Annotated in this window: 21 protein-coding genes; 12 read left to right on the top strand and 9 right to left on the bottom strand. The window is 66.3% G+C overall.

The annotated features are described in order from the left end of the window. Nucleotides 1-3: 3 nt before the first annotated feature. Entirely contained in the window at nucleotides 4-2,592 is a 2,589-nt protein-coding gene (locus tag MTR65_RS01435) for a nitrate reductase (RefSeq protein WP_243796540.1), read from the top strand. Then, complete coding sequence (gene cobA / locus MTR65_RS01430; protein ID WP_243796539.1) at nucleotides 2,589-3,386, top strand: uroporphyrinogen-III C-methyltransferase; 798 nt, start codon at nucleotides 2,589-2,591, stop codon at nucleotides 3,384-3,386. Before MTR65_RS01435 ends, cobA begins: the two co-directional genes overlap by 4 nt. Nucleotides 3,387-3,536: 150 nt before the next feature. On the opposite strand, the gene MTR65_RS01425 is transcribed toward cobA, so the two are convergent. Next, nucleotides 3,537-4,289, bottom strand: a complete 753-nt coding sequence (locus MTR65_RS01425) for an anti-sigma factor family protein (protein WP_243796536.1) — start codon at nucleotides 4,287-4,289, stop codon at nucleotides 3,537-3,539. A 180-nt stretch (nucleotides 4,290-4,469) separates the two neighbouring features. Beyond that, on the bottom strand, nucleotides 4,470-4,925 hold the full coding sequence (locus tag MTR65_RS01420; protein ID WP_243796535.1) for an META domain-containing protein: 456 nt from the start codon (nucleotides 4,923-4,925) through the stop codon (nucleotides 4,470-4,472). 733 nt (nucleotides 4,926-5,658) lie between these two features. Between MTR65_RS01420 and MTR65_RS01415 the strand changes: the two genes are divergently transcribed. After that, nucleotides 5,659-6,309 carry a response regulator gene (locus MTR65_RS01415; RefSeq protein ID WP_039387993.1) on the top strand — a complete coding sequence of 217 codons (651 nt, stop codon included), beginning with the start codon at nucleotides 5,659-5,661 and terminating at the stop codon, nucleotides 6,307-6,309. On the opposite strand, the gene MTR65_RS01410 is transcribed toward MTR65_RS01415, so the two are convergent. The 3 genes from MTR65_RS01410 to MTR65_RS01400 form a co-directional block, all read right to left on the bottom strand. Continuing rightward, nucleotides 6,296-6,970 (bottom strand): sensor histidine kinase, encoded by a 675-nt coding sequence (locus MTR65_RS01410; protein ID WP_243796534.1) that lies wholly within the window; start codon nucleotides 6,968-6,970, stop codon nucleotides 6,296-6,298. The genes MTR65_RS01415 and MTR65_RS01410 overlap by 14 nt on opposite strands. A 273-nt stretch (nucleotides 6,971-7,243) precedes the next feature. Then, entirely contained in the window at nucleotides 7,244-8,179 is a 936-nt protein-coding gene (locus MTR65_RS01405; protein WP_243796698.1) for a formylglycine-generating enzyme family protein, read from the bottom strand. Nucleotides 8,180-8,327: 148 nt separating this feature from the next. After that, nucleotides 8,328-9,434 (bottom strand): porin family protein, encoded by a 1,107-nt coding sequence (locus MTR65_RS01400; protein ID WP_243796533.1) that lies wholly within the window; start codon nucleotides 9,432-9,434, stop codon nucleotides 8,328-8,330. A gap of 24 nt (nucleotides 9,435-9,458) precedes the next feature. Between MTR65_RS01400 and MTR65_RS01395 the strand changes: the two genes are divergently transcribed. The 6 genes from MTR65_RS01395 to MTR65_RS01370 all read left to right on the top strand — a co-directional run bounded on the left by MTR65_RS01395 (nucleotide 9,459) and on the right by MTR65_RS01370 (nucleotide 15,240). Further along, nucleotides 9,459-10,724 (top strand): BamA/TamA family outer membrane protein, encoded by a 1,266-nt coding sequence (locus tag MTR65_RS01395; RefSeq protein WP_243796532.1) that lies wholly within the window; start codon nucleotides 9,459-9,461, stop codon nucleotides 10,722-10,724. 107 nt (nucleotides 10,725-10,831) lie between these two features. Next, nucleotides 10,832-11,812: a SphA family protein gene (locus MTR65_RS01390; protein WP_243796530.1), complete on the top strand. Its 981-nt coding sequence runs from the start codon at nucleotides 10,832-10,834 to the stop codon at nucleotides 11,810-11,812. Between the two features lie 134 nt (nucleotides 11,813-11,946). Beyond that, nucleotides 11,947-12,783: a hypothetical protein gene (locus MTR65_RS01385; RefSeq protein WP_243796527.1), complete on the top strand. Its 837-nt coding sequence runs from the start codon at nucleotides 11,947-11,949 to the stop codon at nucleotides 12,781-12,783. 207 nt (nucleotides 12,784-12,990) lie between these two features. Then, nucleotides 12,991-13,782, top strand: a complete 792-nt coding sequence (locus tag MTR65_RS01380) for a DUF2092 domain-containing protein (protein WP_226633385.1) — start codon at nucleotides 12,991-12,993, stop codon at nucleotides 13,780-13,782. Continuing rightward, nucleotides 13,779-14,351, top strand: a complete 573-nt coding sequence (locus MTR65_RS01375) for a hypothetical protein (RefSeq protein WP_243796525.1) — start codon at nucleotides 13,779-13,781, stop codon at nucleotides 14,349-14,351. Before MTR65_RS01380 ends, MTR65_RS01375 begins: the two co-directional genes overlap by 4 nt. Nucleotides 14,352-14,394: 43 nt before the next feature. Beyond that, the gene (locus MTR65_RS01370) at nucleotides 14,395-15,240 is read left to right on the top strand and encodes a hypothetical protein (RefSeq protein ID WP_243796523.1); all 846 of its coding nucleotides are present in this window, start codon (nucleotides 14,395-14,397) and stop codon (nucleotides 15,238-15,240) included. Between the two features lie 19 nt (nucleotides 15,241-15,259). Here MTR65_RS01370 and MTR65_RS01365 read toward each other — a convergent pair whose 3' ends face one another. Further along, entirely contained in the window at nucleotides 15,260-16,111 is an 852-nt protein-coding gene (locus tag MTR65_RS01365; protein WP_243796521.1) for a hypothetical protein, read from the bottom strand. Between the two features lie 273 nt (nucleotides 16,112-16,384). Further along, a complete protein-coding gene (locus MTR65_RS01360) occupies nucleotides 16,385-17,146 on the bottom strand; it encodes an alpha/beta fold hydrolase (RefSeq protein ID WP_243796518.1) in 762 nt (253 codons plus the stop codon). 391 nt (nucleotides 17,147-17,537) lie between these two features. Here MTR65_RS01360 and MTR65_RS20210 point away from each other — a divergent pair, with 391 nt between their 5' ends. Continuing rightward, a complete protein-coding gene (locus MTR65_RS20210) occupies nucleotides 17,538-19,607 on the top strand; it encodes a c-type cytochrome (RefSeq protein WP_243796517.1) in 2,070 nt (689 codons plus the stop codon). Between the two features lie 15 nt (nucleotides 19,608-19,622). Here MTR65_RS20210 and MTR65_RS01350 read toward each other — a convergent pair whose 3' ends face one another. Then, nucleotides 19,623-20,531 carry an oxygenase MpaB family protein gene (locus tag MTR65_RS01350; protein ID WP_243796516.1) on the bottom strand — a complete coding sequence of 303 codons (909 nt, stop codon included), beginning with the start codon at nucleotides 20,529-20,531 and terminating at the stop codon, nucleotides 19,623-19,625. Between the two features lie 11 nt (nucleotides 20,532-20,542). Beyond that, complete coding sequence (locus tag MTR65_RS01345; protein ID WP_243796515.1) at nucleotides 20,543-23,029, bottom strand: TonB-dependent receptor; 2,487 nt, start codon at nucleotides 23,027-23,029, stop codon at nucleotides 20,543-20,545. 110 nt (nucleotides 23,030-23,139) lie between these two features. On the opposite strand from MTR65_RS01345, the gene MTR65_RS01340 reads away from it, so the two are divergent. Both MTR65_RS01340 and MTR65_RS01335 read left to right on the top strand, forming a co-directional pair. Then, nucleotides 23,140-23,868: a response regulator transcription factor gene (locus MTR65_RS01340; RefSeq protein ID WP_243796514.1), complete on the top strand. Its 729-nt coding sequence runs from the start codon at nucleotides 23,140-23,142 to the stop codon at nucleotides 23,866-23,868. Nucleotides 23,869-23,924: 56 nt separating this feature from the next. Continuing rightward, nucleotides 23,925-24,581, top strand: a complete 657-nt coding sequence (locus MTR65_RS01335; protein ID WP_243796513.1) for a TetR family transcriptional regulator — start codon at nucleotides 23,925-23,927, stop codon at nucleotides 24,579-24,581. The last annotated feature ends 80 nt before the right edge of the window (nucleotides 24,582-24,661 follow it).

Below are 24,661 nucleotides of genomic sequence, written 5' to 3'. Positions count from 1 at the left end.
GCCATGGGCGACACGGGCCCGATCCGCACGACATGCGCCTATTGCGGCGTCGGTTGCGGCATCACGGCCGACGTTGCCAGCGGCGCGGGCCGCGAGGTCTCGGTCTCCGGTGATACCAGGCACCCGGCGAACGCCGGGCGGCTGTGCTCCAAGGGCACGCACCTGGGGGAGACGGTCGGGCTGGAGGGCCGGCTCCTCCATCCCCGGATCGCGGGCGAGCGTGTGTCGTGGGACAGGGCGAGTGCCGAAGTCGCCGAGCGGATGCGCGCGTGCATCGCGCAGCATGGCCCGGACAGCGTCGCTTTCTATGTCTCGGGCCAGCTTCTGACCGAGGATTACTACGCGGCCAACAAGCTGATGAAGGGCTTTATCGGCTCGGGTAACATCGACACAAATTCGCGCCTGTGCATGGCCAGCGCCGTGGCGGCCTACAACCGCGCGTTCGGCGAGGACGTCGTCCCGTGTTCGTATGAGGACCTGGACGCGGCCGATCTCATTCTGCTGGTCGGCTCCAACACGGCCTGGTGCCACCCCGTCGTCTGGCAGCGCATTGAAAAGACCCGCGCGCGCCGGGGCACCAAGATCGTGGTGATCGACCCGCGCCGCACCGAGACCGCCGAACAGGCCGACCTGCACGTGCCCATCGCGCCCGATGGCGACATTGCGCTGTTCAATGCGCTGCTCGCCCGCATGCACGCACAGGGTCTTGTCGATGCCGCCTACATGTCCGCCCACGTCGAGATCGCGCCCGACTTCTGGGACGATCTTGCCTGCGATCCCGGTGTCGATCCCGAGATCTTCGAGGCATTGTGCGCGCTCGTCGCCGCACATCCACGCATGGTCACTCTGTTCTCGCAAGGGGCGAACCAGTCGGTCTGCGGGACCGACAAGGGCAACGCCATCATCAACCTGCACCTGGCGATGGGCAGCATCAACTGGATCGGCGCGGGGCCCTTCAGCATCACCGGCCAGCCCAATGCGATGGGCGGGCGCGAGGTGGGCGGGCTTGCCAACACGCTGGCCTGTCACCTTGGTTTTTCCGAGGAAGAGCGCCGGGCGGCGGCGGCCTTCTGGAATGCACCTGTCCGGTGCTCGGGGCCGGGGCTCAAGGCCGTGGACCTGTTCCGCGCGGTGCATGATGGCCGGGTGAAGTTCCTGTGGGTCATGGCGACCAATCCGGCGGTCTCGATGCCCGACAGCGCCGTCGTGCGCGAGGCTCTCGCCCGCTGCCCGACGGTGGTGGTCTCCGATGTCATTGCGGACACCGACACCGCCCGGCATGCCGATATTCTCCTGCCCGCCGAAGCCTGGGGCGAGAAGAACGGCACGGTGACCAATTCGGAGCGCTGCATTTCGCGCCAGCGCCGCCTGTTCGATGCGCCCGGCGAAGCGCGGGCCGACTGGCGCATCATCGCCGATGTCGCGGCGGCGATGGGTTGGGGGGAGGCGTTCGCCTGGAAGGACGCGGCTTCGGTCTTCCGGGAGTACGCATGGATGACAGGCCTCGCACAGGCGCGCGGAAAGTGCCTCGATCTCACGCATCTTGGCGATATCTCCAGCGCTGACTATGACGCGCTTGAACCCTTCCAGTGGGGTGGTGCGCGGCCTCTGGCTTCGGGCTATCCGACACCGTCTGGCAAGGCGCGCATGGTTCGTGTCGAGGTACCTGAACGGGTGCCGGATGCGGAGTTCCCGCTGCGGCTCAACACCGCGCGCTACCGCGACCAGTGGCATACCATGACCCGCACGGGCCTCTCGCCAACCCTGTCGCAGCACCGGCCTGAGCCGCTGCTCGAAGTGCATCCGCGCGATGCAGCGCGCTATGGCTTAGTCGCTGGCGGGCTCGCGCGGGTCGTGACCCGGCAGGGCCGCGCGGTCTTTCGCGTCGATGTGGGCGAGGGTCAGCGCCCCGGCGAGATCTGCGTGCCGATGCACTGGAGCGATGCCATGAGCGGGGAGGGGCGGGCCAACCGCCTGCCGGGAGCTCAGGTCGATCCGGTGTCCGGGCAGCCCGGTTTCAAGAACAGCGGGGCGAGGCTCGAGCCCGTTGCGGCCGACTGGCAGGCGTTCCTTGTCCGCCGCGATGCCATCGCGCCCAAGGGTCTTGCCTACTGGGCCCGCGCACGAATCGCGGAAGGCTGGCTCTACGAACTGGCGGGCGAAGGCGCGGTCGATCTCGACGCCTTGCTGCCCGAAGGCGAACGGCTCGAGGTGGCCGACACCGTCCGGGGCATGCGCCGCGTGGCGGTGCGCGCCGGGGACGGCACGCTGGCCGCGGCGATCTATCTCACCCGTGCGGGGCAGCTGCCCGCGCGCAGTTGGGTGGCAGGCCAGCTCGGGCAGGACAGCGCGAGTGCCTGCGAGCTTCTTGCCGGTCGGCCAAGCACGCCGCTTCCCGACAGGGGGCCGATCGTGTGCGTTTGCCATGGCATTGGCGCTAACGATATTGCCGCCGCCTGCGCGGGCGGTGCCGACAGTGTCGAAGCCGTTGGACAGTGCACCCAGGCGGGGACCAATTGCGGGTCCTGCCGTCCGGCCATTGCGCGCCTTCTTGAAACCTGTGCCACTCAGCCAAGGGAGCCTGCCGAATGACTGCCCGCCTTTACGACGACTTTTGCGCAGGTTCGGTCTGGCTCGTGGGTGCAGGCCCCGGCGATCCCGAACTCCTCACCCGCAAGGCCGAGCGCCTGATTGGCGCGGCCAGCGTAATTTTCCACGATGCATTGGTGGGCCCGGGCATCCTTGAGCTGGCAAGTCGGCGCGCGCGCCTCGTCTACGTGGGCAAGCGGTCGGGGCGGCATTCCAAGGATCAGAAGAGCATTGACGCGCTGATTGTCGAAGCGGCGCTCGCGGGCGAGCGCGTTGTGCGCCTCAAGGGGGGCGATCCCTCGATCTTCGGGCGCGCGAGCGAGGAACTGGACGCGTGCCGCGCAGCCGGTGTGCCGGTGCGGGTGTGTCCGGGCGTCACTGCGGCCAGCGCGGCGGCAGCGGGCATCGGCGCTTCGTTGACGCTGCGGGGGCTTGCCCGCAAGCTGACCTTTGTGACCGCCCATGCGCGTGCGGGCGAGGAGTTGCAACTCGACTGGGCGCGGCTGGCCGATCCCGAGGCGACGCTGGCGGTCTACATGGGCAAGGCGGCGGCTCCTGCGCTGTCGGTGCAGCTGATTGCGGCGGGCCTTCCGGCCGACACGCCGGTCGCTCTGGTCGAGAACGCGAGCCTGCCCGACGAGCGCCACTTTCACACCCGTCTCGACCTGCTGCCGCTGGCCTCGCGCACAGCCCTTGGCGATGGTCCGGCGCTGCTGCTGATCGGATCGGCGATGGAGCAGAGCCCGGATAGAGAGCATGAGCAGGTCATGAAACCTGGAGTTAAGGTGCTGAAATAGATTTAAAATGTCAAAAAACTAGGATACGCGGCCACGGACCTCGACCATGGGGAGTGGACGAGCCGCGAGGCCGGTTTCCGGCTGCCGAGTTACGGGGCCGGTCTCGCTTTCATATCGGCAGTCTCCGTAGTGAGTTGGGGCATGTGGCATTCAGGGCCAGCCTGCCGAAAGAACCTCGGCTTCGGCTTCTGCCGAAAGAGGGGCCCCCAGGTGCAATCCCGGCTGCACCAGATCGGCGCGCCCATCAGCATCGAGGGCGATGAGCCTCCAGGCATCCGCCTCCCGGCAGGCGAGGCCCGCGCCGATCGGACCTGCAAAACGGCGGCAGTAGGTGCCATCATCCCGGTGGTAGGTCGCCAGGACGGGGAAAAGCCTCTCGTCCCGGGGCGAGGTGTGCGGGTAGCTCTCGAGGGCTGTGGCGAGGGTGCCTGCGGCCAGCAACCTGTCTCCTGCATCGCGCACGTTGCCCACCTCCTGTCCGGCAGCGTCCTGCCCAGACGTTTCGGCAAAGCGGGCGAGGTCGAGACTGCTCCCGATCAGTACCCCCAGGACAAGCGCCAATGACAGGCCGAGCGCGAGGCCGGGGCGCTGGAAAATCGGGACCTTGCCCCTTGGCGCAGCGCCGGGCCGGCGGGGCTCTCCTGCGGCGTTTGCCTGCTCACGTCGGGCCCTGGCGGCGGTGAAATCCAGGATTGCGCCCTCGCGGGCTGCCGCGTGATCCTCGCGGGCTCGCCGCGCTGCCGAAAGGGGAAGGGGGCGTACCTTGCCCTTCGCGCGGCGCACCTTTTCAAGCCGGGCGGCAAGGTCGGGATCTGCGGCAATGGCCTCTTCGACCGCGCGCGCCTCCTCGCCGCTCAGTTCCCCATCCGCATAGGCCCGGAATTGCTGGGGGCTTATGTTCATGCGGTCTCTCCCGATGGTTCGGGACCCGGCCTTCTCGCCGTTCTCCCGACGCGATTTTCTTTCCTCTCAGGACTCGTGATGGCCCTTGCGCACGGGAGTGTACGCCAAGGCGTGCAGCCTGACGAGAGGCAGTGCAACCAGAAGCGGTGCGAAGGGCCCGTAGGCCTCCGGGAGCAGGTCTCAGGCCGCGCTGTCGACGAAGCGGAAGGTGACGGTATCGGACTGGATGAACATCGTCCTCTCGTCGGGCGAGAAGCGGTAGCGGCGGTCTCCGGGCAATTCACGGCCGACCCGATTGGCGATCTCGGGATCGGGGCAGAGTTTGCGGGTGGTGGCGATGGGGGTGATCTGGATCCGGCCCTCCATGAACTGCGCGGTCCATCTGGCGTTGCCGGTGTTGCACGCCAGGCGGAAGTGCGCCTCTCCCTTCACATTGAAGGTCAAGGTGAGCGCCTGCGATTGCTGCGCGGTGAGGGTGGTTTGCGAACCACCTTCCTCGATCCCGGCAAGTTGCCAGGTGGGCCCGATAAGGGCGCTCTGGCGTTCCTCGCGCGCATCGAGGCTGGCGCAGGCCGACGTGGTGGCGAGCAGAAGGGCGATGCAGGCGGACCTGCGGATCGGGGTGCGTGCAATCATGAAGGGGAAGGTACCTGTTTGCGGGGCTAGAACAAGGCGGGTCTGGGACATGTCGGGTCAGGGGGCCGGACCGCCACCATGGGGGGTGAGGGACGGTGGCGGTCCGGCGAGCCGTCCGTGGCGGGCGGCTGAAAGAAGGCGTGAACCCGGGCCAGGAGCGATCGATGCGCTCGGGTAAACTATAGGGTCGGAGAAACCCGGTGGCGATGAGCCTTTCCGACCCTGCTCCAAGAATGCCCCATGGCCTTGCCACGAGCCCATCGGGATTAGGCCGGATAAACGGGGGCGGAACCACCCGGCTTTCGGGCCGGGGAAGAGCGCGGGTGAGGGGCACGGAAGCGCAATCCTGGCGCAGCGGATGCGGTGTCGAGGCTTTGGGGAGGGGAGGGCTTCGATCATTCTCAGGACGAGGCCATCGAGGTTTTCAAGTTCGCGAGCTCCGCGGCAATCGAAGTGGCCCGAAGCCATGGGGCCACACGAAGTATCCCGTTGCCCTGGACTGCAATTCCTGGTGCGTACTCGATGGTTTACTATCCGTAGTAACCCGCTAGGTCTTGAAGACTGACCCGGTTCGGCCGGGAAACTTGGTACGCGAGGGGACAAATGCCATGCGATGTGGGACGCGCCGATGCACGAATGCGGGTCAACCCCTATGGGCCGGGGCGGCTTGTCATTCCATGATCCTATCCATGCTGACGTTGACATGTTGCCGCCGCTCGGCCGGAGAGGTGAAATGAGCAGTCCTGTGCGCCGTATCGTCCTGGCTGACGACCATGAGGCCATCCGCCTGGGGGTGCGCTCGGTCATCTCCTCGCATCCCGACTGGCGTGTGGTGGGCGAAGCGGGCGATGGCCGAGAGGCGCTGGAAGTGGTGCGCTCGGTGCGGCCCGATATCGCCATCATCGACTATTCGCTGCCGATGATGAATGGACTGGAGCTGACCCGCGCGATCAAGAAGGAACTGCCCCGGACCGAGGTGCTGGTCTTTACCATGCACGACCGTGAGGACGTGCTGGCCGAACTGCTGACGGCCGGGGCGAGGGGCTATCTCCTGAAATCGGAGGCCAGCAAGCACCTTCTGGCTGCGGTGGAAGCGCTTTCGCTGCGCCGCCCCTACTTCTCGGGGAATGTCTCGCAGACCCTGCTCGATCGCTTCGTGGAGATGGCTGCCCGCGAGGCTTCGGCTACCGCACTCACCCCGCGTGAGCGCGAGATCGTTCAGCTGATTGCGGAAGGGCGCCTGAACAAGGAGATCGCGGCGATTCTGGAGCTTTCGATCAAGACGGTCGAAACGCACCGCGCCGCGGCCATGCGCAAACTCGACCTCAAAAGCACCGCGGACCTCGTTCGGTACGCGGTGCGCAACAATATCATCGAGCCTTGAAGCGCCACCGGGCCGAAGGGCCCGGGCAGGACTTGGGGCAGGTCATCTCGTTGCAGATGCCCAGCGGGCTGCGCACTACCGCCGTAACCGCGGTCCCGCGATCAAGGGGGGAAACCCGGACTTCGCCGCCCACTTCGGACATGCGTGCGGCCATGCCGCGAAGGCCCACGCCCAGGCCCGAGACAATGGCCTTGCGGTTCTTGTTGCCCACGCCGAAGTCGCGCACGCGCAGGCACAGCCAGTTGCAGGTGCAATGAAGCCGGATCTCGGCACGATCCGAACGGCTGTGCTTGAACACGTTCATCAGCGCTTCCTGGGCGATGCGCAGGACGGCCAGTTCCATTTCCGGCGGGAAACCGTCACGGTAGCCACGCACCTTGAAGCGGATGTCGATCCCGGTCCGGGCGGACATGCCAAGGGCCAGGGCCTCCAGCGCACCGTCGAGGCCGTACTTCTCCAGCTCGGGCGGGTGCAGCATGTAGGTCAGGCAGCGCATCTGGTCCTGCAGGCGTGCGACGATCTCGCGCGCGCTTCCGCCGGACCAGTTCCCGCCCTGTTGATCAGAGCAGGCCAGTTCGAACTGGAGCTCGAGCAACAACTGGGCGGTAATGTCGTGCAATTCGCGCGCGATCTGGCGGCGCTCGTCGTTGCGAGCCCGCAAGACGTCGAGATGGGCGCCTCTCTCCCCCTTCAGGTCTGAAGCACTCGCTTTCCGTTCAAAGGCGCGCAGGACGCCTTGTCCAGGATTGACAGCTGTCGTTGCTACAGAATGCATAAATCCCCTTTCATCCGAAGCGCGATCCAAAGGGTTTGCGGATGTGTGAATTCTTATTTTTGTAACATTTGTATTGTTGTGTTTATTTTGTTTTCACATGGGGGTCATTTATACAATCGAATTCTAGTATTAATGGCAAATTAATCTCGGGTCTACCCCCTATTCACCATCGCCTCCCGGCGCGCCGCGCACGACGCAGCGAAAGCCGACGTGGCTGGTGGAGGTGTCGATCGGCTGGGCGTGCCGGGCCGCAGGGCGGTAGCGCCGGCAGTAATTGGGGGCGCACAAGTGCGAGCCGCCCTTCAGGACCTTTCGCGCGATCCGGATGCCGGGCATGGCCGGGTCGTAGCTCTCTTCCTGGGGGCCGCCGAGCGGGTTGCGGGGCGCACAGCACCCGTCCTTTTCGGCGTGGCCCTGGTGGCTTTGCGAGTAGAAGTCGCTGGTCCACTCCCAGACATTCCCGATCAGGTCATAAATTCCGTAGGGATTGGCAGGGTAGGTGCGCACAGGCGACGTGCGCAGATAGCCGTCAAGCAGCGTATTCTCGTTGGGAAAGGCGCCCTGCCAGGTGTTGGCTTTCGCAATGCCGCCGGGAAGGAGCTCATCGCCCCAGGCAAATTCCGCGCGGTCGAGGCCGCCGCGGGCGGCGAACTCCCACTCGGCCTCGGTCGGCAGGTCCTTGCCAGCCCACCTGGCATAGGCACATGCGTCCTCGTAGGCGATGTGTACGACTGGGTGATCCTCCAGACCCTCCAGGTCGGAGCCTTCGCCCAGCGGTTGTTTCCAGTTTGCGTCGCGCCTGTAATCCCACCACTGCGAGATGTCGTGCAGGGAGACAGGCCGGCGGGGCGGCTCGAACACCAGCGAGGCGGGAAAGAGCAGTTCGGGCAGGGCACCGGGATAGTCCGCAGGGTCGGGCGCAATTTCGGCGAAGGTAACGTGCCCGGTTGCCTCGACAAAGCGGCGGAATTCGCGGTTGGTGACCGGAGTCGTGTCGATCCAGAACGCATCGACCTGAACCCGGTGCGCAGGCGCTTCCTCGGGATAGTGCTCGTCCGAGCCCATCCAGAACGTCCCACCTTCCAATCGAACCATCTCTCTCAGATCGGGGCTTGTGCTCTGATCCAACTGATCCCTCCTCCGGACGCGTGCATTAGTCGGACAATGCACGGCCATCGGTTCAGGGGATATCGGGATTACCTGAAGGTCGGTATCGGTATAAACCCTGAGACGGTATCTGCGATCAGAAGCGTACCCCGGTGGTCGCGAGTACGCGCGTCGAAGTGGCGCCTGCCTGGATTTCCGCCTGCAGCGAGAGGTGGCGATTGAGCTCGACGTTGAAACCCGTCACCAGCGCGTAAGGGTGGCTCGTCTCCATTCCGACCTCATAGCGCAGGTAGAGCGCCTCGCCGTCCTCGAAGACCGGGCCGCTGGCCACGACGCCGCGAACGGTGGTGTCGAGGTCGAAGTAGTTTCCTCCGACATAGGGTGCGAAATAGGTGTCCTCGCCCAGGCGGAAGCGGGGCCCTGCCCGAAAGCCGACGTTGGTCGACTTGACGTCGGAGCGCTCCTTGGAAGAGATGCTCACCGTCTTCGCGATCGAGCCTAGCGCGAACCAGTGTTCGTTGCCGTAGACGAGCAGCGTGCCCAGCGTGACGGTGGTGTTGTTGACCTTGGTCTCGACCGGGAGATGCACCGTGCCGCACGGGCGTGCGGGGCGGCAGAAGGGAAAGGGGATGACCGCATCGGCATCGATGTCGATGTCGATGCGGTTGGTGCCGCGCACCTTGCCGATCGAGGCGAAGACGTTGACCCCGGGGAAGACCCATAGATCGGCCTTGAAGCCGAGCATTCGGTTGTCGCCCTCCAGCCGGCTCGTGGTGACCGAGGGCAGGGGGAGCATGTTCGCATCCGGCTCCGGGGCCGCTCCCTTGGCCACGGCGGCCGAGAGGTCGTGCGAATTGAAGTTGGTCGTGTTCCACACCATCAGCATGCCCAGGCCATAGGGTTCCGGGATGCGGTAGCCCCGGGCCCGTGCGGCATTGCCGCCCAGGGGGAAGAGGCGGCGGCGTGGCTCCTGCGGTGCGCTTTCCTCTTCGACCTGGGGGATCGCTTCGGACGAGGTGCGGGTGTCGGCCGCGAATTCGTCGGTGGGGGCGGCCGGGCCGACAGGGCCCTCGTCCAGGTCCTGTGCCAGAGCGGGAAGCGGTGCGCCGACCAGACAGGCGGCGAGCGAGACGAGCGCGATGCGGTGCAACATGGTCCGAGCATGGCGGGCACAGGCATCTGCGGCCATCGGGGGAAATCCCGAGGCGGCTGCCTGCGCGCCCGAACCGGACCGGGATGTCATGTCCCCGCCATGGGGGAACACCCGATGGCTGCCCCGGTTCAAGCCGTGCAGTCTGCCTGCGACCACGACGGTGCGGGGAGCGTGATGAGGACAGGGCGGCAGGTACGATTTTGGGGGACGGGTGTCGCTCTGGCCGGGGCGCTGGTTCTGTCGGCCCCGCTGCGGGCGCAATCGGCAGACCTCGCCAGGGAGATCGACGCGCAGGCAGACACGCTGCAGGCGATGGATGAAGAAGGGGGGCCACAAGAGCCCGAGGAGGGAGGAAAGGTTCGCTTTGGCAAGGACTTGCTGATTGCGCCGATCCCTGTTTCCAATCCGGCGCTCGGCACCGGCCTCGCCGTGACGGGCGTGCTCTATTACAACCCGAAGGACGAGCCGACGCCCTGGGTGACAGGTGTCGGGGCCGGGTACACCAGCACCGACACCTGGGGGGCGGGCTTCTACCACCAGATGTCCTTTGGTCAGGACCGGTTCCGGGTCGCGGCAATGGGCGGCTACGGCGATGCCCGGCTCAACTTCTACGGCATCGGCCCCAATGCCGGGGATGCAGGGGTTTCGGTCGACCTGCGCAACCGGGGAACATCGGCCTATCTCGATGGCGAGGTCCGGCTCTTCGACAAGGGGCTGCTTTCGAACCTCCACGTCGGCGCGCGCGTGAGTTACCTGCGCATTCGTTCGAGCATCGGCATTCCGACACCGAACCGCCCCGACCTGAACCTGCCCACCATCGAGCGGCGCAGTACGGTTTCGGCCATAGGCCCCTCCTTCACCTTCGATACCCGCAACCATCCCTTCAACCCCAGCAAGGGGGTCCTCGTCACGGGAACCTGGATGTTCGGTGCCGACTTTCTCGGCAGCGATTTCGAGCATCGCAAGCTGGAGTTGCTGTCGACCGGCTACTTCTCGCTCACCGACAGCACGGTGCTGGCCGTGCGCAAGACGGCCTGCGCGGTGAAGGGCAATGCGCCGTTCTACGACCTGTGCATGTTCGGCAAGAACGGGGATCTTCGTGGCTACGAGGCGGGGCGTTACCGCGACGGAGCCACCTGGGCCTTCCAGCTGGAGGTGCGCCAGCGCCTCACCCCGAAGCTGGGCGTGGTCGGCTTCGCCGGTGTCGGGGGCATTGCCGCATCGAGCGGGGATATCTGGAAGCACAGCCATACGCTGGCCTCGGGCGGGGCTGGTCTGCGCTACCTCGCATCCAAGGCCAACAACGTGAACCTGCGCTTTGACGTAGCCTGGGGCAAGGACGGCGCAGCCTACTACTTCGGCATCGGCGAGGCGTTCTAGGCGCGCGTGTGGGGAACGATCCACGCCGCGCCTGCGGGTAAATCCGGATTCGCCGCCGGGCTTGGCATCCTAGGCTATCGATGATCCCATTGGAGTGGAGAGATCGTATGATGAAGTGGGCATGTCACCGGCCTCTGGCCCTCGTCCTGGGGATGGCGGGCCTTGCGTTCGGGGCTCCGGGCGCCGAGGCGACCGAGAGCGGAGCCTCGCTCTACCTGCTGGGATCGGGCGGCCCCGGAACCGCGGTGATGCCCCCGCTCGAAGGGCTCTATTTCGACAAGATGGTCTGGGTCTATGACGGCTCGGCCGAGGCGAACCGGCGCATTCCGGTCAATGGCAATATCACGCTGGGTCTCGACACCACGATCGTTGCCGACTTCACCACCCTGCTCGCGGTGCCTTCGACCAATTTTCTGGGCGGAACTCTGGCGGTGGGCGTCACCATGCCTCTGGGCGCGCCCATCATCGATGCCGAGGGGCTGTTGACGGGGCCGGCGGGCGGGACGACGCTGACAGGCTCTCTCCACGACAGTGCGCTCACCACCGGGGACCCGGTGGTCCTGACGCAACTGGGGTGGCAGGCCGACAAGCTGCATATCCAACTCTCCACGATGACCAACGTGCCGATCGGCCACTACCGCGAGAGCGGCCTTGCCAACCTCTCGCTGCACCGCTGGGCCGTCGATGGCTCGCTCGCCCTGAGTTGGCACGATCCGGAAAGCGGCTGGGATATCAGCGCCAAGGCCGGGTATACGGCAAACGGCGACAACCGCGATTCCGGCTATGACAGCGGCGATGAGATCCACATTGAGGGCGCCATCGAGAAGGCGCTTTCGCCCAAGTTCTCGCTGGGCATCCAGGGCTATTACCAGAAGCAGGTCAGCGATGACCGCGGCATGCTGGGCCCCTTCCGGGGCGAGGTCGTCGCGGTGGGGGCGACCGCCGCGACGACGGTGATGATGGCCGGCGTTCCGGCCACGTTCCGGGGCCGGATCATGGAGGAGATCGACACGACCAATCGTCTCGAAGGGACCTCCTTCTGGCTCGATTTCACGGTGCCGATCCACATGAACATGCCTGCGGGCTGACGCAGCCGGGGACGCGCCGTGCTGCGATGGCGCTCCGCACGGTCCTTGGGGACTGCGGGTTAATCCCGATACCCGCACGCTGGCGCTTCCGGGAGGATGCGCCACGCAAAGCCACTGCCAGAGGAAATTCCGACATGAAAAGAGCCATATCCGTTGCGAGCGGCGCGCTTCTGATGCTGGCGGCCCCGCTTGTCCATGCGCAGGAGGACGAAGCGGTCTCGGTGGCAAGCGATGCGCCGGCGGAACAAAGCTCGAGCGCGGGGCTCGCCGAGCAGCTCGCCAATCCGGTCGCCAACCTCATCTCGGTGCCCATCCAGTTCAACTACGACTGCTGCTACGGCCCCGCCGACGGGGACCGGCTGACCGTGAACGTGCAGCCGGTCATCCCCTTCTCGGTCGGGGAGGACTGGAACCTCATCACCCGTACCATCGTGCCTATCATCACCCAGGGCGAGACGGTGCAAGGCGCGGGGGGGATGAGCGGCCTTGGCGATGTGGTGCAGAGCTTCTTTCTCTCGCCCAAGGAGGCGAAGAACGGGCTGGTCTGGGGTGTCGGACCGGCCATCCTCTACCCCACCGGGAAGACCGGGTTCTCGGCTGAGAAGTGGGGCGCGGGGCCGACCGCCGTCGTGCTCAAGCAGGGCGGGGGCATGACCTACGGCCTCCTTGCCAACCACATCTGGTCCTTTGCGGGCGATTCCATCGAGCCGGGCGTCAGTGCCACCTTCATCCAGCCCTTCGTCACCAAGACACTGCCCGATTCCACCGCTTTCACGATCAACACCGAGACCACGCGCGACTGGAAGCGCGATACCTGGACGGTGCCGATCAACTTCGTGGTGAGCCATGTCTACTCGGTCGGCAAGCAGCCGATCAGTCTGGCGGTCGGCGCGCGCTACTACGCCGAGCGGCCCGAAGGCGGCCCGAACTGGGGCGCCCGTTTCGTCGCCACCTTCCTGTTTCCCCAATGATCCCGATTGGCCGGGCGGTGACGGGCCGGGAAGGGATGGCGCGGCAAGGGTCAGACCTCCGGGCACTCAGGAGTTTCCCCGATGGGGAGAGGGCGCGGGCGCGGCGATAGTCGTTGGGCTGGAACTCGATCCGGCAAAAGGGGCGGACCGCGCACGATCCCGGGCCTGTCCGGGGCGTTCGCCCGGTATGAGGAAGGATGTACGTCTATGTTCAAAGCGAACTTGCGACACGTAGCGCTTGCGCTGGCCTGTCTGGCGGTCGGTGCTCCGCACATGGCCGGCGCGCAGGAGGACGCGGACGCCGAAGTCCCCGACAATCCGATCGATCCGGCCGCGATGGCCGCCCTCGATGAGATGAGCGCCTCGCTCCAGCAGCTGGCCAGCTTCACCGTGACCTCCGAAGCGACGAGCGAAATCGTGCTCGAGGCCGGGCAGAAGATCCAGTTCGGCGCCCATGTCGAGGTCAAGGTGCATCGGCCCGATGCCTTCCGCGTCGTCAGCACGGCCGACACCCAGACCCGGGAGATGTTCTACGACGGTAAGAGCTTCAGTCTCTTCGCGCCCAAGCTGAACTACTACGCCACGTTCGATGCCCCGCCGACGATCGGCCAGACCATCGACAAGGCGCGCACCGAGTTCGGTCTGGAAGTGCCGCTGGCGGATCTGTTCATCTGGGGGACCGACCAGACCATGCGCAGCCGGATCCTTGGCGCAATGGTCATTCGCCCCGAGACCATCGGCTCCCGCACGTGCATGCACTATGCGTTTCGCCAGCAGCGCGTCGACTGGCAGGTCTGGATCGACCAGGGCCCCCGTCCGCTTCCCTGCAAGCTGGTCATCACCAACCGCGACGATGCCGCGATGCCCCAGTACACGGCGGTCCTGACCTGGGATACCACCACCCCGGTCAGTGCGGCCGAACTGGCCTTCACGCCGCCCGCGGGTGCCACGCCCATCGCGATCAGCGAAGTTCCCGAAGCCGAGGAGACGGCGCAATGACCTCTCGTGACCCCATGCGCGTGCTGGCTTTCGGCACGCTGTCCATCGCTCTGGCCGCTGTGCCGCTCCCCGCGCTTGCGGTCGATGCCGCGACGCGCGGCGCGCACGTGGCCACGCCCCTTCCGGTGGCGGCCAGCGACGCGCCGGCACAAGCCGCGCTCATGGCGCCGCCACGCGGACGCCCGAGCCACGGCGGAGGCAATCGACCCAATGCCGGGCGTCCCAACCACAACAGGCCGAGCCACAATCGGCCCAGTCATGGGCACCGTCCCCCCGCGCGCGGCAGTTCGCACGTGACCATCAACCACTACGAGAACAACAGTCACCACGGCGGCCATCATCATCACGACCACTGGGACAGCTGGGACGATCACTGGCACCCGGTACGCACTGCGGCCACCGTCGCGGTCACGGCGGCCGTGGTCGGATCGATCGTGCGCAGCGTTCCGCCCAACTGCAGCACGGTGATCGTGAACGGCATCAGCTACTCGCAATGCGGGAACACCTGGTACCAGCCCCAGTACGCGGGCTCTTCGGTGCAGTACGTCGTGGTCAATCCGCCGCGCTGATCACTCGCGGCGCGAAGGCCGACAGGCGCAGTAGGGGAACGCGATGAGCCTCCTTTTCGTGCTCAAGCTGGCGCTGGCTTTCAGCATCATGCTGATGGTCTTCGCGCTGGCGTTGCGGGCCCGCGTCGCGGATCTGGGCTACATGGTGGTGCACTGGCGCGAAGGGCTGGGCGCGCTGGCCGCCATGTACCTCGTCGTCCCTGCCGTTGCGATCGTCCTGGCGGGGTGGCTCGACATCTCGCCGGACGTGAAGGTCGCGCTTGTTGCCATTGCCTTTTCGCCCCTGCCGCCGATCCTGCCCGCCAAGCAGCTCAAGATGGGGGCGAGTGCGGGCTATGCGACCGGTCTCCTCGTCATGGCAACCCTCGCCTCGATCCTGATCGCCCCCTGGGGCATGCCGGTTGCCGCTGCGCTGCTCAAGGCCCATGCCCATAGCCTGACCCCGATGAGCGTGGCTGCGCCCCTGCTCGTGACGGTCCTGATCCCGCTGGTGCTGGGCCTCATCGCGCGGCCCTTGCTGGGCCCCCATGTCGACAAGGTCGGGGGCAAGGCAAGCCGGGCAGGGACCATTCTGCTGCTGCTGGGCGTGGTGGGACTATCCGCGGGGCTTATCCCGGCGATTTCGCACGTTGTCGGGCAGGGCACGCTGCTGGTTCTGGCGCTGGCGGTCGTGGCGGGCGTGCTCGCGGGCTACATGCTGGGCGGCAAGGAGGTGGGCAACCGCAAGGCGCTGGCGTTGGCGGCCGCCTCGCGCCACCCGGGCGCGGCCATCGCCATCGCAACGCACAGTTTCCCGCACGCGGCTCAGGCACCTGCAGCGATTGCGCTCGCGGCCATCGTCTCGGGTCTGGTCTGCGTACCGATCCTCAAGCTCATGGAGCGCCCCTGAGGTTGCGCTCCGGCGCAGCTCAGAACGAGGCCTGCAGAACGAGGGCGGGACCGTTCATCTTGTAGCGCACGCGCCCGCTCCAGGCGTCCTTCTCGATACCAAGCCGGTAGTCCACATAGCGGTAGGCCACCCCCAGTGCGAGGTGGTCGAGAACGCGGTAGTTGAGCCCGGCCTGCACGTTGACGAGCTTGCCGTCGTAGTCCTTGATCTTGAGCGAGAGATAATCCACCCGGCCGCTTGCCTCGAGGCGCGGGGCCACCTGCCAGGTGCCGAACAGGCCGACCGTAGGCAGCGGCGCGAAGACCTTCTTGACCCGGGTTGTTGCCTGTACGGCATCGTTTCCGATGACCGCCTCGCCCGACAGCGAGATGCGAAAGTCGGTTGCGTGGAGGCCCAGAGCCGCGCCGATCTCCAGATCGGGCTTCTGGACGAAGGCATAGCCCACCGTGAAGCGGTAGACGTCGCTCTCGAAGCTGCTGCCGATGCTGGCCGATGCGGGGTAGGTGGTGCCGTCGAAGACGATGTCGCGCGCGATCCCGATCTCGCCGCTGCGTTCGAGGCGGAAGAAGTCGGCGCCCACGATCACCTTGCCCAGGCGCGAGCCGAGCGAGACGGCGGGGACGACCTCGTTGCGGTCGAGCGCGAGGTCGCGCTCCATGTCGATGTCGGTGCCGATGGCGCTCTGCGTGTTGGCGGTGGCCCGCACCTTGGTGTCGACCTTGGGGATATAAGCCTGAAGGTTGATCCAGTAATTGTCGGCCAGCGTCTGGGCCTGGGCCGGCACCTGCCACAGCGCCGAAGTCAGCAGCGCGCCTGCGAGCGCTGTGGCACGTCGGGCGCGGCGGGCCCTTGGCTGCACGTCGTGATCCATCTCATCGTCCTCCCGGCGCCCGATTGCGCCCTTGCCGCACGCCCTGCGGCGAAGGGGCACTCTAGCGCCGGGGAAGGGGATGGCTCATCGGGGTTTCTCCCAAGTCCAACTCGGGGTGATCCCGCAAATTGCAGGCTTTGGGCGCATTCCGCAGGCACCAGGGCGCCGTTCGTCTTCCGGGGCAAGTTGTTGCAATGCGGTCGCCTCTTGCCATGCCAAGGTGCTGCACCGCGCATCCGGGGCGGTGCGGGTAAGGCAGGAGAGGGGCGCGCGTCAGTCCGCCGTGCCTGCAAGGAAGGCCGCCAGCGCCGCGCCCGTGGCGGCGGGCTGGTCCTGGACGGGAAAGCCGCTGGCATCGGGCAGGATGACCGAGCGCACATCGCGAAGCCGGGTTTCGGCCTCTTCGCGATAGATCAGGAAAAAGGTGTCGCGTTCGCCATAGAGAAGCAGCGTGGGGGCCTCGACCTGGCGCATGAGGGTGGGAAAATCCGTGAGCGCGACGCCGCGCTCCTGCGGGCGGATCCAGCGTCCGGCCATGCGGCGGCTCGTGTTCTGCTCGGCGGCGATGCGCGGCGCATCGTCGAGGTGGAAGACGGCCTTGGACAGCGCGGCGGGGCTGGGAAGGGGATCGCCTTCGGGCGTGAACATTCCGGCCTGTCCGGCTTCCTTCTCCATGACCTCGTCCCAAGTGCGCGCGGCGCCCAGAACGCAGGAGGGAAGGGCGAGGCGCTCCACCATCTGCGGGCACAACGCGGCAAGCGCGACCGCCACGCACCCGCCGAGCGAGGTCCCGGCAAGGTGGACTTTTGCAAAGCCCATCTCGCGGCCCAGCTCTGCCAGCGCCCCGCGCACGAGCATTGCGGTTTCGTGCACGCTCTGAACCTCGGGCGGCGTGCCGTCCCAGGTCGAGGCGCCGTGTCCGGGCAGGTCAATGGCAATGACCATGCGGTCCTTGGCAAGCGCTGGCGCAACCCCGCGCCAGTCCGCAACCCAGCCCCCCCAGCTTGTGAAGGAGCACGACCGGAGGCTGATCACCGGGCGTGCCGAGCGTTGCATAATGCAACCGACCACCGGCGCGGCGCACCCAGCCATGGCTGTCCCAGATGTCGGGCGGAGGCGGAGCGAAGGTGATGTCGGAAGCGGAATTGGCCATGGCGCGTGTGGTGAACCCTCCTGTCGAGGCCAGGGCACAGGCGCCGCCGATGAGACGGTTCAATGTTCGACGCGTGACCATGGCGGGTATTTCCTCGTGCGGTGCGTGGGGTGGACGGGCAGGCTCCCCACAGGTGGACGCCGGGTCGAGCCGCCGCCCGGTGCCTATCCGCGTGCCGAGAAGTGGCAAGCGTCGGGCCTCGCTCCGGCGCATCTATCCTAGGCTGCGCGAACACGGCGCACGGCAGGCAGGGGAAGCGAGATGGCACGGACGGTGAGCAAAGCGATGCTGGGGGCGGGGTTTCTGGCCCTGGCCTGTGTCGCGATGGCGAATGCGGGCGCGCAGAAGGCGCCCTCGGGCGCGGCCGAAAAGCTCACCTATCATGTCTCGCCCGGACGCGAGGGCTGGACCGACCGCGAGCCTGCACTCGATCCCCAGAGCGTCACGGCCTCCGACTTTGGCCAGATCTGGCAGTCGCCCAAGCTCGATGGCTTTGGCGAGAAGCCCGCGCGCCTCTTCGCCTCGCCACTCTACATTGGCGATCTGGATTTCACCGAGGGCGCGTTTGCCGGAAAGCGCCTCGCGCTCGCCTACGCGGTCAGCAGCACGGGCTATGCCTATGCGATCCATGCCGGGGACCAAGCTGGCGCCGAGGCAGGCGCGATCCTGTGGAAGCGCCGCCTGACGCCCAGCCCATGCCAGGACGGCCAGATGGGCAACCTGGCCACCCCCGTGATCGACAGGGAGGCCGGACGTCTCTACGTGACCAGTTGCCGGGGCGACTGGGTCTGGGACATCCATGCGCTGGATCTTAGGACCGGCGAGGAACTGCCCGGCTGGCCGCTGGAGGTCAGTGCGCGCACGGTGACCGCCGATGTAAACCGCAATGGCACCTCGCATTTCGTGGAAGGGCAGATCTACTTCCAGCGCGGCGCGCTGGCGCTGAGCGGGGACGGAGATAAGCTCTACGTTGCCTTCGGGCCGGACATGCAGGGCTTCCTCGTCTCGGTCGACACGGCGCGCGAAGGCGGGGGCCGCGCTCAACCGGCGATTTCCAGTGCCTTCTCCTCGATGCCGAGCGAGACGATGGAGCAGGGCGGCATGTGGGGCGCCTCGGGACCCGCCATCGATCCGGAAGGGCGCATCTACATCGCCTCGGGCGCGAGCGTACTTAACGCGCTCAATCAGGGCGGCATCGCCGGGGTCTACCCCGAAGTCGAGCACGCCTGGGGACAGTCGATCCTCCAGTTCCGTGACACGGCGGACAAGGGACTGGTCCTTGCCGGAACCTTCTCGCCCTTCAACTACTGCCAGACGGCGGCCTCGGACATCGACATCGCCAGCAGCGGGGCAGTGGCTTTCGATCTGGAGCCCGGGCGTGCAACCTCGCACCGCCTGCTGGGTCTGGGCGCCGCCAAGCAGGGGCTCGCCTTCCTCCTTGATCGCGACCACATGCCGGGGGGCACCACACGCCGCCCGGCCTGCAGCGAGGATCCGGCCTCCGATCCTTCGCTGCTGGCGCCCGAAGACCAGCCCGCGTTCGGATCGCGCGGGCCCACGCTGATCTTCGGGCCCTATTCGGACAGCATAGGCATGGGCAATTCGGCGAAAAGCCGCAGTGTCCTCGCCCACTTTCGCAGCGCGCAGGGGGCGCACTATCTCTACTACGCAGGAAGCGCGAAGGAGGGGGAGGACTTTGGCACCAACGTACCGCCCAGCCTCGTGCGCGCCCGCGTCGTGGCCGAGGCGGGCAAGGCGCCGTTCCTGCGTGTCGATGCGCGCGAGATGACGGTGACCTTGCAGAACCCGGGCGCGCCTGTCGTCTCGAGCCATGAGGGCAAGGGCGGCGTGGTCTGGGTGCTCGACACCAATGTACCGCGCAGCGTCGATATCTACCAGCCCGACGCGCCCGGGGCACGGCTCCATGCCTTCGACGAGGCGACGCTGAGCCCTCTCTGGAACAGCGGCAACGCGCTTTACACTTCGGGCAAGTACAACGAACCGGCGGTGGTCGATGGCATGGTGATCGTGGGGACCGACCGGTTGCAGGCCTTCGGCAGGCGTACGGCCACGACGCCCCGCTTCGCCGATGCCCCGGTGCGCGAGGTCAAGGCGGGGTCGGATGCAAGCGTGGGCAAGGCCGTCTACGGCGCGCGCTGTGCAAGTTGCCACAGCGCGGCGAGTTCGGGCGCGCCCTCGGTTAAGACGCTCGCGACCTATCCGCTGGAGCGCATCGTCACGGCCATGACCACGGGCAAGATGCAGGAAATGGCCTCTGGCCTCAGCCGTGACCATATCCGCGCCGTCGCCGAGCATGTGCGCCGTCAGGGGCAAGAGCGCTAGGCGCGAACCGCTGCGTCAGGCTCGGCGCCGGTAGAGCCAGTTTGCCGGAAGGCCAAGGCGCAGGCACGCCTGCGCCGGGGGAGCGCTGCGCAAGGGGATCCGCTCGAACAGGGCGCCGAGCGCTCGGATTACCCGGCGCTCCCAACCGGCAAGGCGGAAGTGCCTGTCGGTGAGGCCGAGTTGGCGCTGCGTCCATTCGGGTAGCGTGGCGATGGCGGCGCGGATCATCATTCGCTGGAACGGACGCAAGGGCGCGGGAACGGCGGGCGTGCGCTCCATGATCGAGAGAAATTCGAAGACGATCGAATGGGCGACGATCCGCGGGCGCATCTCTTCGAACCAGGCCTTCTGTTCGGAGAGGCTGAGCGGCGCGCCGGTCGCCCCGAACAGCCCTGCGATGGGCTTGCTCTCGGCGTAGAAGCGGTCGCGTTGTTCGTCGCTGAGCGGGCGGCACCATTTCGCATAGGCCTCCATGAAGCCATAGCCGACGGTGGCCTGAACCCAGTCGAGCAGGACCGGGTCGTTGGCGTGGTAGGGTTCTCCGTCGGGCGTGGTGCCGCGCACCTTCTCGTGCATGCGCACGACCCCGCCGATCAGCTTGCTGGCGACCTCGCGCGGCGCATAGACGCTGACATGGGTGGCGAGCCCGGTGCGGCGAAGGCGCGTGATCGGGTCCTTGGGAAAGATCGAATGGCCCCAGACCCCTTCGCGCACCCGCGGCTCTCCGAGTTCCAGAAGGACCGCCGTGATCCCCCCGATGAACAGCGAGACCGGGTTCTTGTAGACCTGCCAGGCCACCGAGTCCGGCTCGTACCAGGCCGGTGCCCCCGCCGGCTTGGCAAAGTCGATGGCGGGACGGGGGGCGGGCTTCGCGCCGGGACCCGCGTCGGCGGTGGAAGCGGAAGCTGTCTGCGTGAGGGCCATCTGTGTCTCCTTCAGAAGCCGTAGGACAGGGTAAGGCCATAGGTGCGCGGCATGCCTGCGAAGCGCACGTTGAGGTTCTGGTTGTCGACCACGCTGGTCCAGTAATAGGTGTTGGTAAGGTTGCGCGCCCAGAGCGAGAGGCCCCAGTTTCCGTCCGCGCTTTGCACGCCGATGCTGCCGTTCAGCAGGAAGTAGTCCTTGATCGCGAAGAACGGATCCTCGCCGAAGTCGGAGTGTGTCCTGGACTGGTAACTGGCATTGAGGCTGGCGCGGAAGTCGAACTTGGTCGACACCGGCACGACCACGAGCGCGGTCCCGCTGGTCGAGAACTTGGGTGCAAAGGAAAAGTTCGCGCCGCTGAAGTCGGTCGGGATCCCGGCCGCGTTCGCGCCGGTGTAGTTCTTGACCTTGGTGTCGAGGTAGGTCGCGTTCCAGGTCAGGGTCAGTTCGTTGATCGGCTGGAGCACGATCTCGCCGTCGATACCCCAGGCGCGCGACTTGGGGATGTTCACCAGCCTCTGCAGCGCGCCGAAGGTGGGATCGGGCACGTAGGAGCTGAACTGCTTGTCGGTGTAGTCGTAATAGAAGCCCGTCACATTGACCTGCGCGCGGTGGCCCCAGAAGCCCAGGCGCGCGCCGATCTCGTAAGCGGTGAGCTTCTCCTGCGTCGCCGGCGTGAACTGCACCGCACGGTTGGCCGGGACGATGGGGATGTTGCCCGACTTGATCCCGCGCGCGACCGAGGCGAAGAGCAGGGTGTCGGCATTGGGTTCGTACTGCAGCGCAAGGCGGCCGGAGAAATTGCTCTCGTTGAGACGTGAATAGACCTCGTGGTCGGTGTTGGTGACCGGATCGTAGGTCGTGCAGCCGTTCTTGACGACCTCGGGGGCGATGACACCATAGGTCTGGAAGATGATCGCGCGCGCGGCCGTGTTGACGATGGGCAGGTAGTTGCCGTTGACGTCGATGGAGCACCCGTTGAGCTCGGTCTTGTCGATCCCCACACGCATGCCGCCCGACATCGTGAGCTGCGAGGTCAGTTCGACTTCGCCGTTCATGAAGGCGCTCATCGTCTCCGACTTCGAGCGTGCGCCGCCGCCGCCGGCGCGGAACGCATTGACGACGTCCGCCGGGGTGTAGCCCGAGGTGTTGAAGATCGCATTGGCCACAGGGTCGGCCATGAGGCCGAGCGTGGCGAGGCGCAGGTAGCGAACCGAGGAGTTCTCCCCGATGAGGAATACGGTGCTCTCGTGCATCTTGTCGTGCGCGTAATACCCGCCAAGGGTGAGGTCGAAGCCATCGCCGTCGATCTCGGCGCGAAACTCCTGCTGGAACGACTTGATCCCCGCGTCATAGCGCGTGGCGATGATCTCGTAGGGCGCGCCCGAGAAGTCGACCACGTCATTTCGCGAGAAGTCGTTGTAGCCCGAGATCGAGATGAAGCTGAGGCGGTCGTTGGGGCTCCAGGTCAGCCGCAGCTGGGCCGAGATGAAGTCGCTGTCGGCCTTTGGCGCACCGATGCCCGGCGCAAGGCCCAGCGTCTGCGAAAGCTGCTGGGTGGTATTGAACCCGGCCTGGCTGGCCTTGGTGGGCTGGTAGGTGTCGAGATAGTCGAGCAGGCCCGGCACGTTGGCATCACCCGGCCCGAACGAAGGCGCGGCCAGCGAAAGCCGGTTGGTGAGGTTGAGGCTGATCGCCTGACCGGCCTGCGTGTCCGAACGGTCGCGCCAGCCCGAGACCGAAAGAAAGGCCGAGAAGTCGTCCCCCGGCTCGATGAGCAGCGAGGCGCGGCCCGCCAGACGGTCCTTCTCACCAAGGCGATCTCCGCGCAACTGGTCGACCTGCCAGCCCTTGTCGCTGTTCTCCCAGCGGCCCGAAACGCGCAGCGCCGCGATATCGCCGAGCGGCAGGTTGAGCATGCCCTCCAGGTTATAGGTCTGGTAGTTGCCGAACTCGGTCTGGACGCGGCCTGAGGTCTTGCCCAGAAGCGGCTTGGCGGTGATGAAGTCGATCAGGCCCGCGGTTGTATTGCGACCGTAGAGTGTGCCCTGGGGGCCCTTGAGCACCTCGACGCGTTCGAGGTCGAAGATCGGACCTCCGGCCATCGAGGGGTAGGGGTAGGCGAGTTCGTCCTGGTAGATGCCGACCGTCGAGGTCGCGGTGATATTGACCGTGTTGAAGCCGATGCCGCGCAGGGTGAAGATCGGCACGCCCGAATAGGCCGGCGCGACGCTCAGGCCCGGAACCGCCGTTGCCAGCGCGTTGACGTCGTCGATGCGCAGGTCTTCCAGCGTATCCTGCCCCAGCGCCTGCACGGCCAGCGGGACCTCGTAGATGCTTTCGCTTTTGCGCTGGGCGGTGACGATGATTTCGGGCATGCTCGGTTCGGCCCTCGTCGGTCTTGCGGCTTCGTCCTGAGCCTGGGCTGCCTGAAGGGGCAGGAAGGCGGCTCCGATCGCCATCCACGCCGTGCTGCTGACCAGTGCTGTTCTGCGCATCTCTCGTTCCCCTCTCCTGCCTCCCCTTTCTGGGGTTTGGCCTTATTTTGTTTACTTGCATAATTACATTCTGTACTTCCGAAGCGGAAGCTATCGGATCTGATAGGGGTATGGTGGGTAACAGCGAACTGGCACAACTGGCGCTCCAATTGCGCGAGGAAGGGCGGTCCCTGGGGCTGCCGCTTGTCGCGACCTGCGCCGATATCAGCTCGGCGCGGCCCACGCTGGACGAGCACGGCGAACCGGTTGCGAGCCTGTTCGATTTCACCCGCCCTGCGGCCGGATACTGGAAGAAGGGCGATCTCGCGCTGCGCAACGCCATGGTCGCCCTGATCCGCAATCTGGGGGATCCCTTCTACTACATGGACGGAGCCGTGGGCAGCTGGCGCCCGGTCAAGGTGACGCCCCGTCTGGAGGAACTGGGGCGCAGCGTGAACTACGCCGTGCGCAGCGCGATCATCGCGCCGGTACGTCTGCCGCGCAGCACGTTGGGTGCGGTGGTCTGGGCGAGCGACGGGGAAGGGGTGGATGTGCGCCCCCTGTTCGAGGCGCATGCCCTCCAGCTCCACGGGCTGGCCGCGCGCTTCATCTCGGCCTGCGACGCCCTCGCGCATGGCGCACCCGAGATTGACCTGTGCGCGCTCACCCGGCGCGAGGTGCAGTGCCTCAAGCTGGTGGCGGCGGGGAAGACTGACAGCGAAATCGCAACGATTCTCGGGCTCGCGACGCCCACCGTGCGGTTCCACATGAAGAAGGCCAGCGCCAAGCTGGAAGAGAACGGTCGGCTGCGCACGGCGCAGCGGGCGATTGAACTGGGCTACGTGTCCACGCGGCTATGACGCGAGGAAGCCCTGTCCGACATCGGCCTGCAGGGGCAGGCGCATGGGAGGTATGAGTGGCAGTTGGTGAAGCAGGTGCGAGGAAGCGCTCGCCCGGACGGCGCAAGAAGGGCGCGAAGGCCTCGACGGCGGATCTGTTGCTCGATGCGACGAGCAGCCTCATGGTCGAGCGCAATTCGGCCGACGTGACCTTTGCCGACATTGCTGAACATTCGGGGCTCAATGCGGCGCTGATCCGCTACCATTTCGGCAGCAAGGCGGGCCTTTTCATGGCGCTGCTGGAGCGCGATGCGGGCGGGACGTTCGGCAATCTGGAGGCCCTGGTGAGCGCGGACATGCCCGCCGATCAGAAGCTGCGCCACCATGTCTTCGGCGTGATCAAGACCTACTGGCGCTACCCCTACATGAACCGTCTGGTCGCCGCGCTTTCGCTGGAAAGCGATTCGGAGGCCGCACGGTTCATTGCCGAGCGTTTCACCCTGACCCTGGCCGATGCGCAGCGCCGTATTCTCGAGCAGGGTGAGCGCGAGGGGCTGTTCCGTCCGATCGACCCGATGATGTTCTATTTCTCGGTGATCGGCTCGTGCGACCACCTGTTCAATGCGCGCCATTCGCTCAAGTTCGCTTTCGGTGTGGAGGACATCGATGACGATCTGCGCTGCCGCTACAGCGAGCATGTCGCTGGGATCCTTCTGGAAAGCGTGATGGTCTGACAGCAGCCTTGCGCACTGTTTTTTAATTGAGTAATTAAATTGATGGAGAGTCGATAGATAAGACGTCCGGAACGATAACG

This window comes from Novosphingobium mangrovi, assembly GCF_022818885.1.
Lineage (GTDB): Bacteria > Pseudomonadota > Alphaproteobacteria > Sphingomonadales > Sphingomonadaceae > Novosphingobium > Novosphingobium mangrovi.
This window is presented reverse-complemented; position numbering and strand designations above follow the sequence as displayed.

Bases quoted from the DNA above. Each gene is read 5' to 3' on its own strand.
- MTR65_RS01400 (WP_243796533.1), bottom strand. From the start codon at position 9,434: ATGACATCCCGGTCCGGTTCGGGCGCGCAGGCAGCCGCCTCGGGATTT.
- MTR65_RS01390 (WP_243796530.1), top strand. From the start codon at position 10,832: ATGATGAAGTGGGCATGTCACCGGCCTCTGGCCCTCGTCCTGGGGATG.
- MTR65_RS01350 (WP_243796516.1), bottom strand. From the start codon at position 20,531: ATGGCCCTCACGCAGACAGCTTCCGCTTCCACCGCCGACGCGGGTCCC.
- MTR65_RS01420 (WP_243796535.1), bottom strand. From the start codon at position 4,925: ATGATTGCACGCACCCCGATCCGCAGGTCCGCCTGCATCGCCCTTCTG.
- cobA (WP_243796539.1), top strand. From the start codon at position 2,589: ATGACTGCCCGCCTTTACGACGACTTTTGCGCAGGTTCGGTCTGGCTC.
- MTR65_RS01435 (WP_243796540.1), top strand. From the start codon at position 4: ATGGGCGACACGGGCCCGATCCGCACGACATGCGCCTATTGCGGCGTC.
- MTR65_RS01380 (WP_226633385.1), top strand. From the start codon at position 12,991: ATGTTCAAAGCGAACTTGCGACACGTAGCGCTTGCGCTGGCCTGTCTG.
- MTR65_RS01405 (WP_243796698.1), bottom strand. From the start codon at position 8,179: ATGGTTCGATTGGAAGGTGGGACGTTCTGGATGGGCTCGGACGAGCAC.
- MTR65_RS01385 (WP_243796527.1), top strand. From the start codon at position 11,947: ATGAAAAGAGCCATATCCGTTGCGAGCGGCGCGCTTCTGATGCTGGCG.
- MTR65_RS01415 (WP_039387993.1), top strand. From the start codon at position 5,659: ATGAGCAGTCCTGTGCGCCGTATCGTCCTGGCTGACGACCATGAGGCC.
- MTR65_RS01345 (WP_243796515.1), bottom strand. From the start codon at position 23,029: ATGCGCAGAACAGCACTGGTCAGCAGCACGGCGTGGATGGCGATCGGA.
- MTR65_RS01365 (WP_243796521.1), bottom strand. From the start codon at position 16,111: ATGGATCACGACGTGCAGCCAAGGGCCCGCCGCGCCCGACGTGCCACA.
- MTR65_RS01425 (WP_243796536.1), bottom strand. From the start codon at position 4,289: ATGAACATAAGCCCCCAGCAATTCCGGGCCTATGCGGATGGGGAACTG.
- MTR65_RS01395 (WP_243796532.1), top strand. From the start codon at position 9,459: ATGGCTGCCCCGGTTCAAGCCGTGCAGTCTGCCTGCGACCACGACGGT.
- MTR65_RS01340 (WP_243796514.1), top strand. From the start codon at position 23,140: ATGGTGGGTAACAGCGAACTGGCACAACTGGCGCTCCAATTGCGCGAG.
- MTR65_RS01370 (WP_243796523.1), top strand. From the start codon at position 14,395: ATGAGCCTCCTTTTCGTGCTCAAGCTGGCGCTGGCTTTCAGCATCATG.
- MTR65_RS01375 (WP_243796525.1), top strand. From the start codon at position 13,779: ATGACCTCTCGTGACCCCATGCGCGTGCTGGCTTTCGGCACGCTGTCC.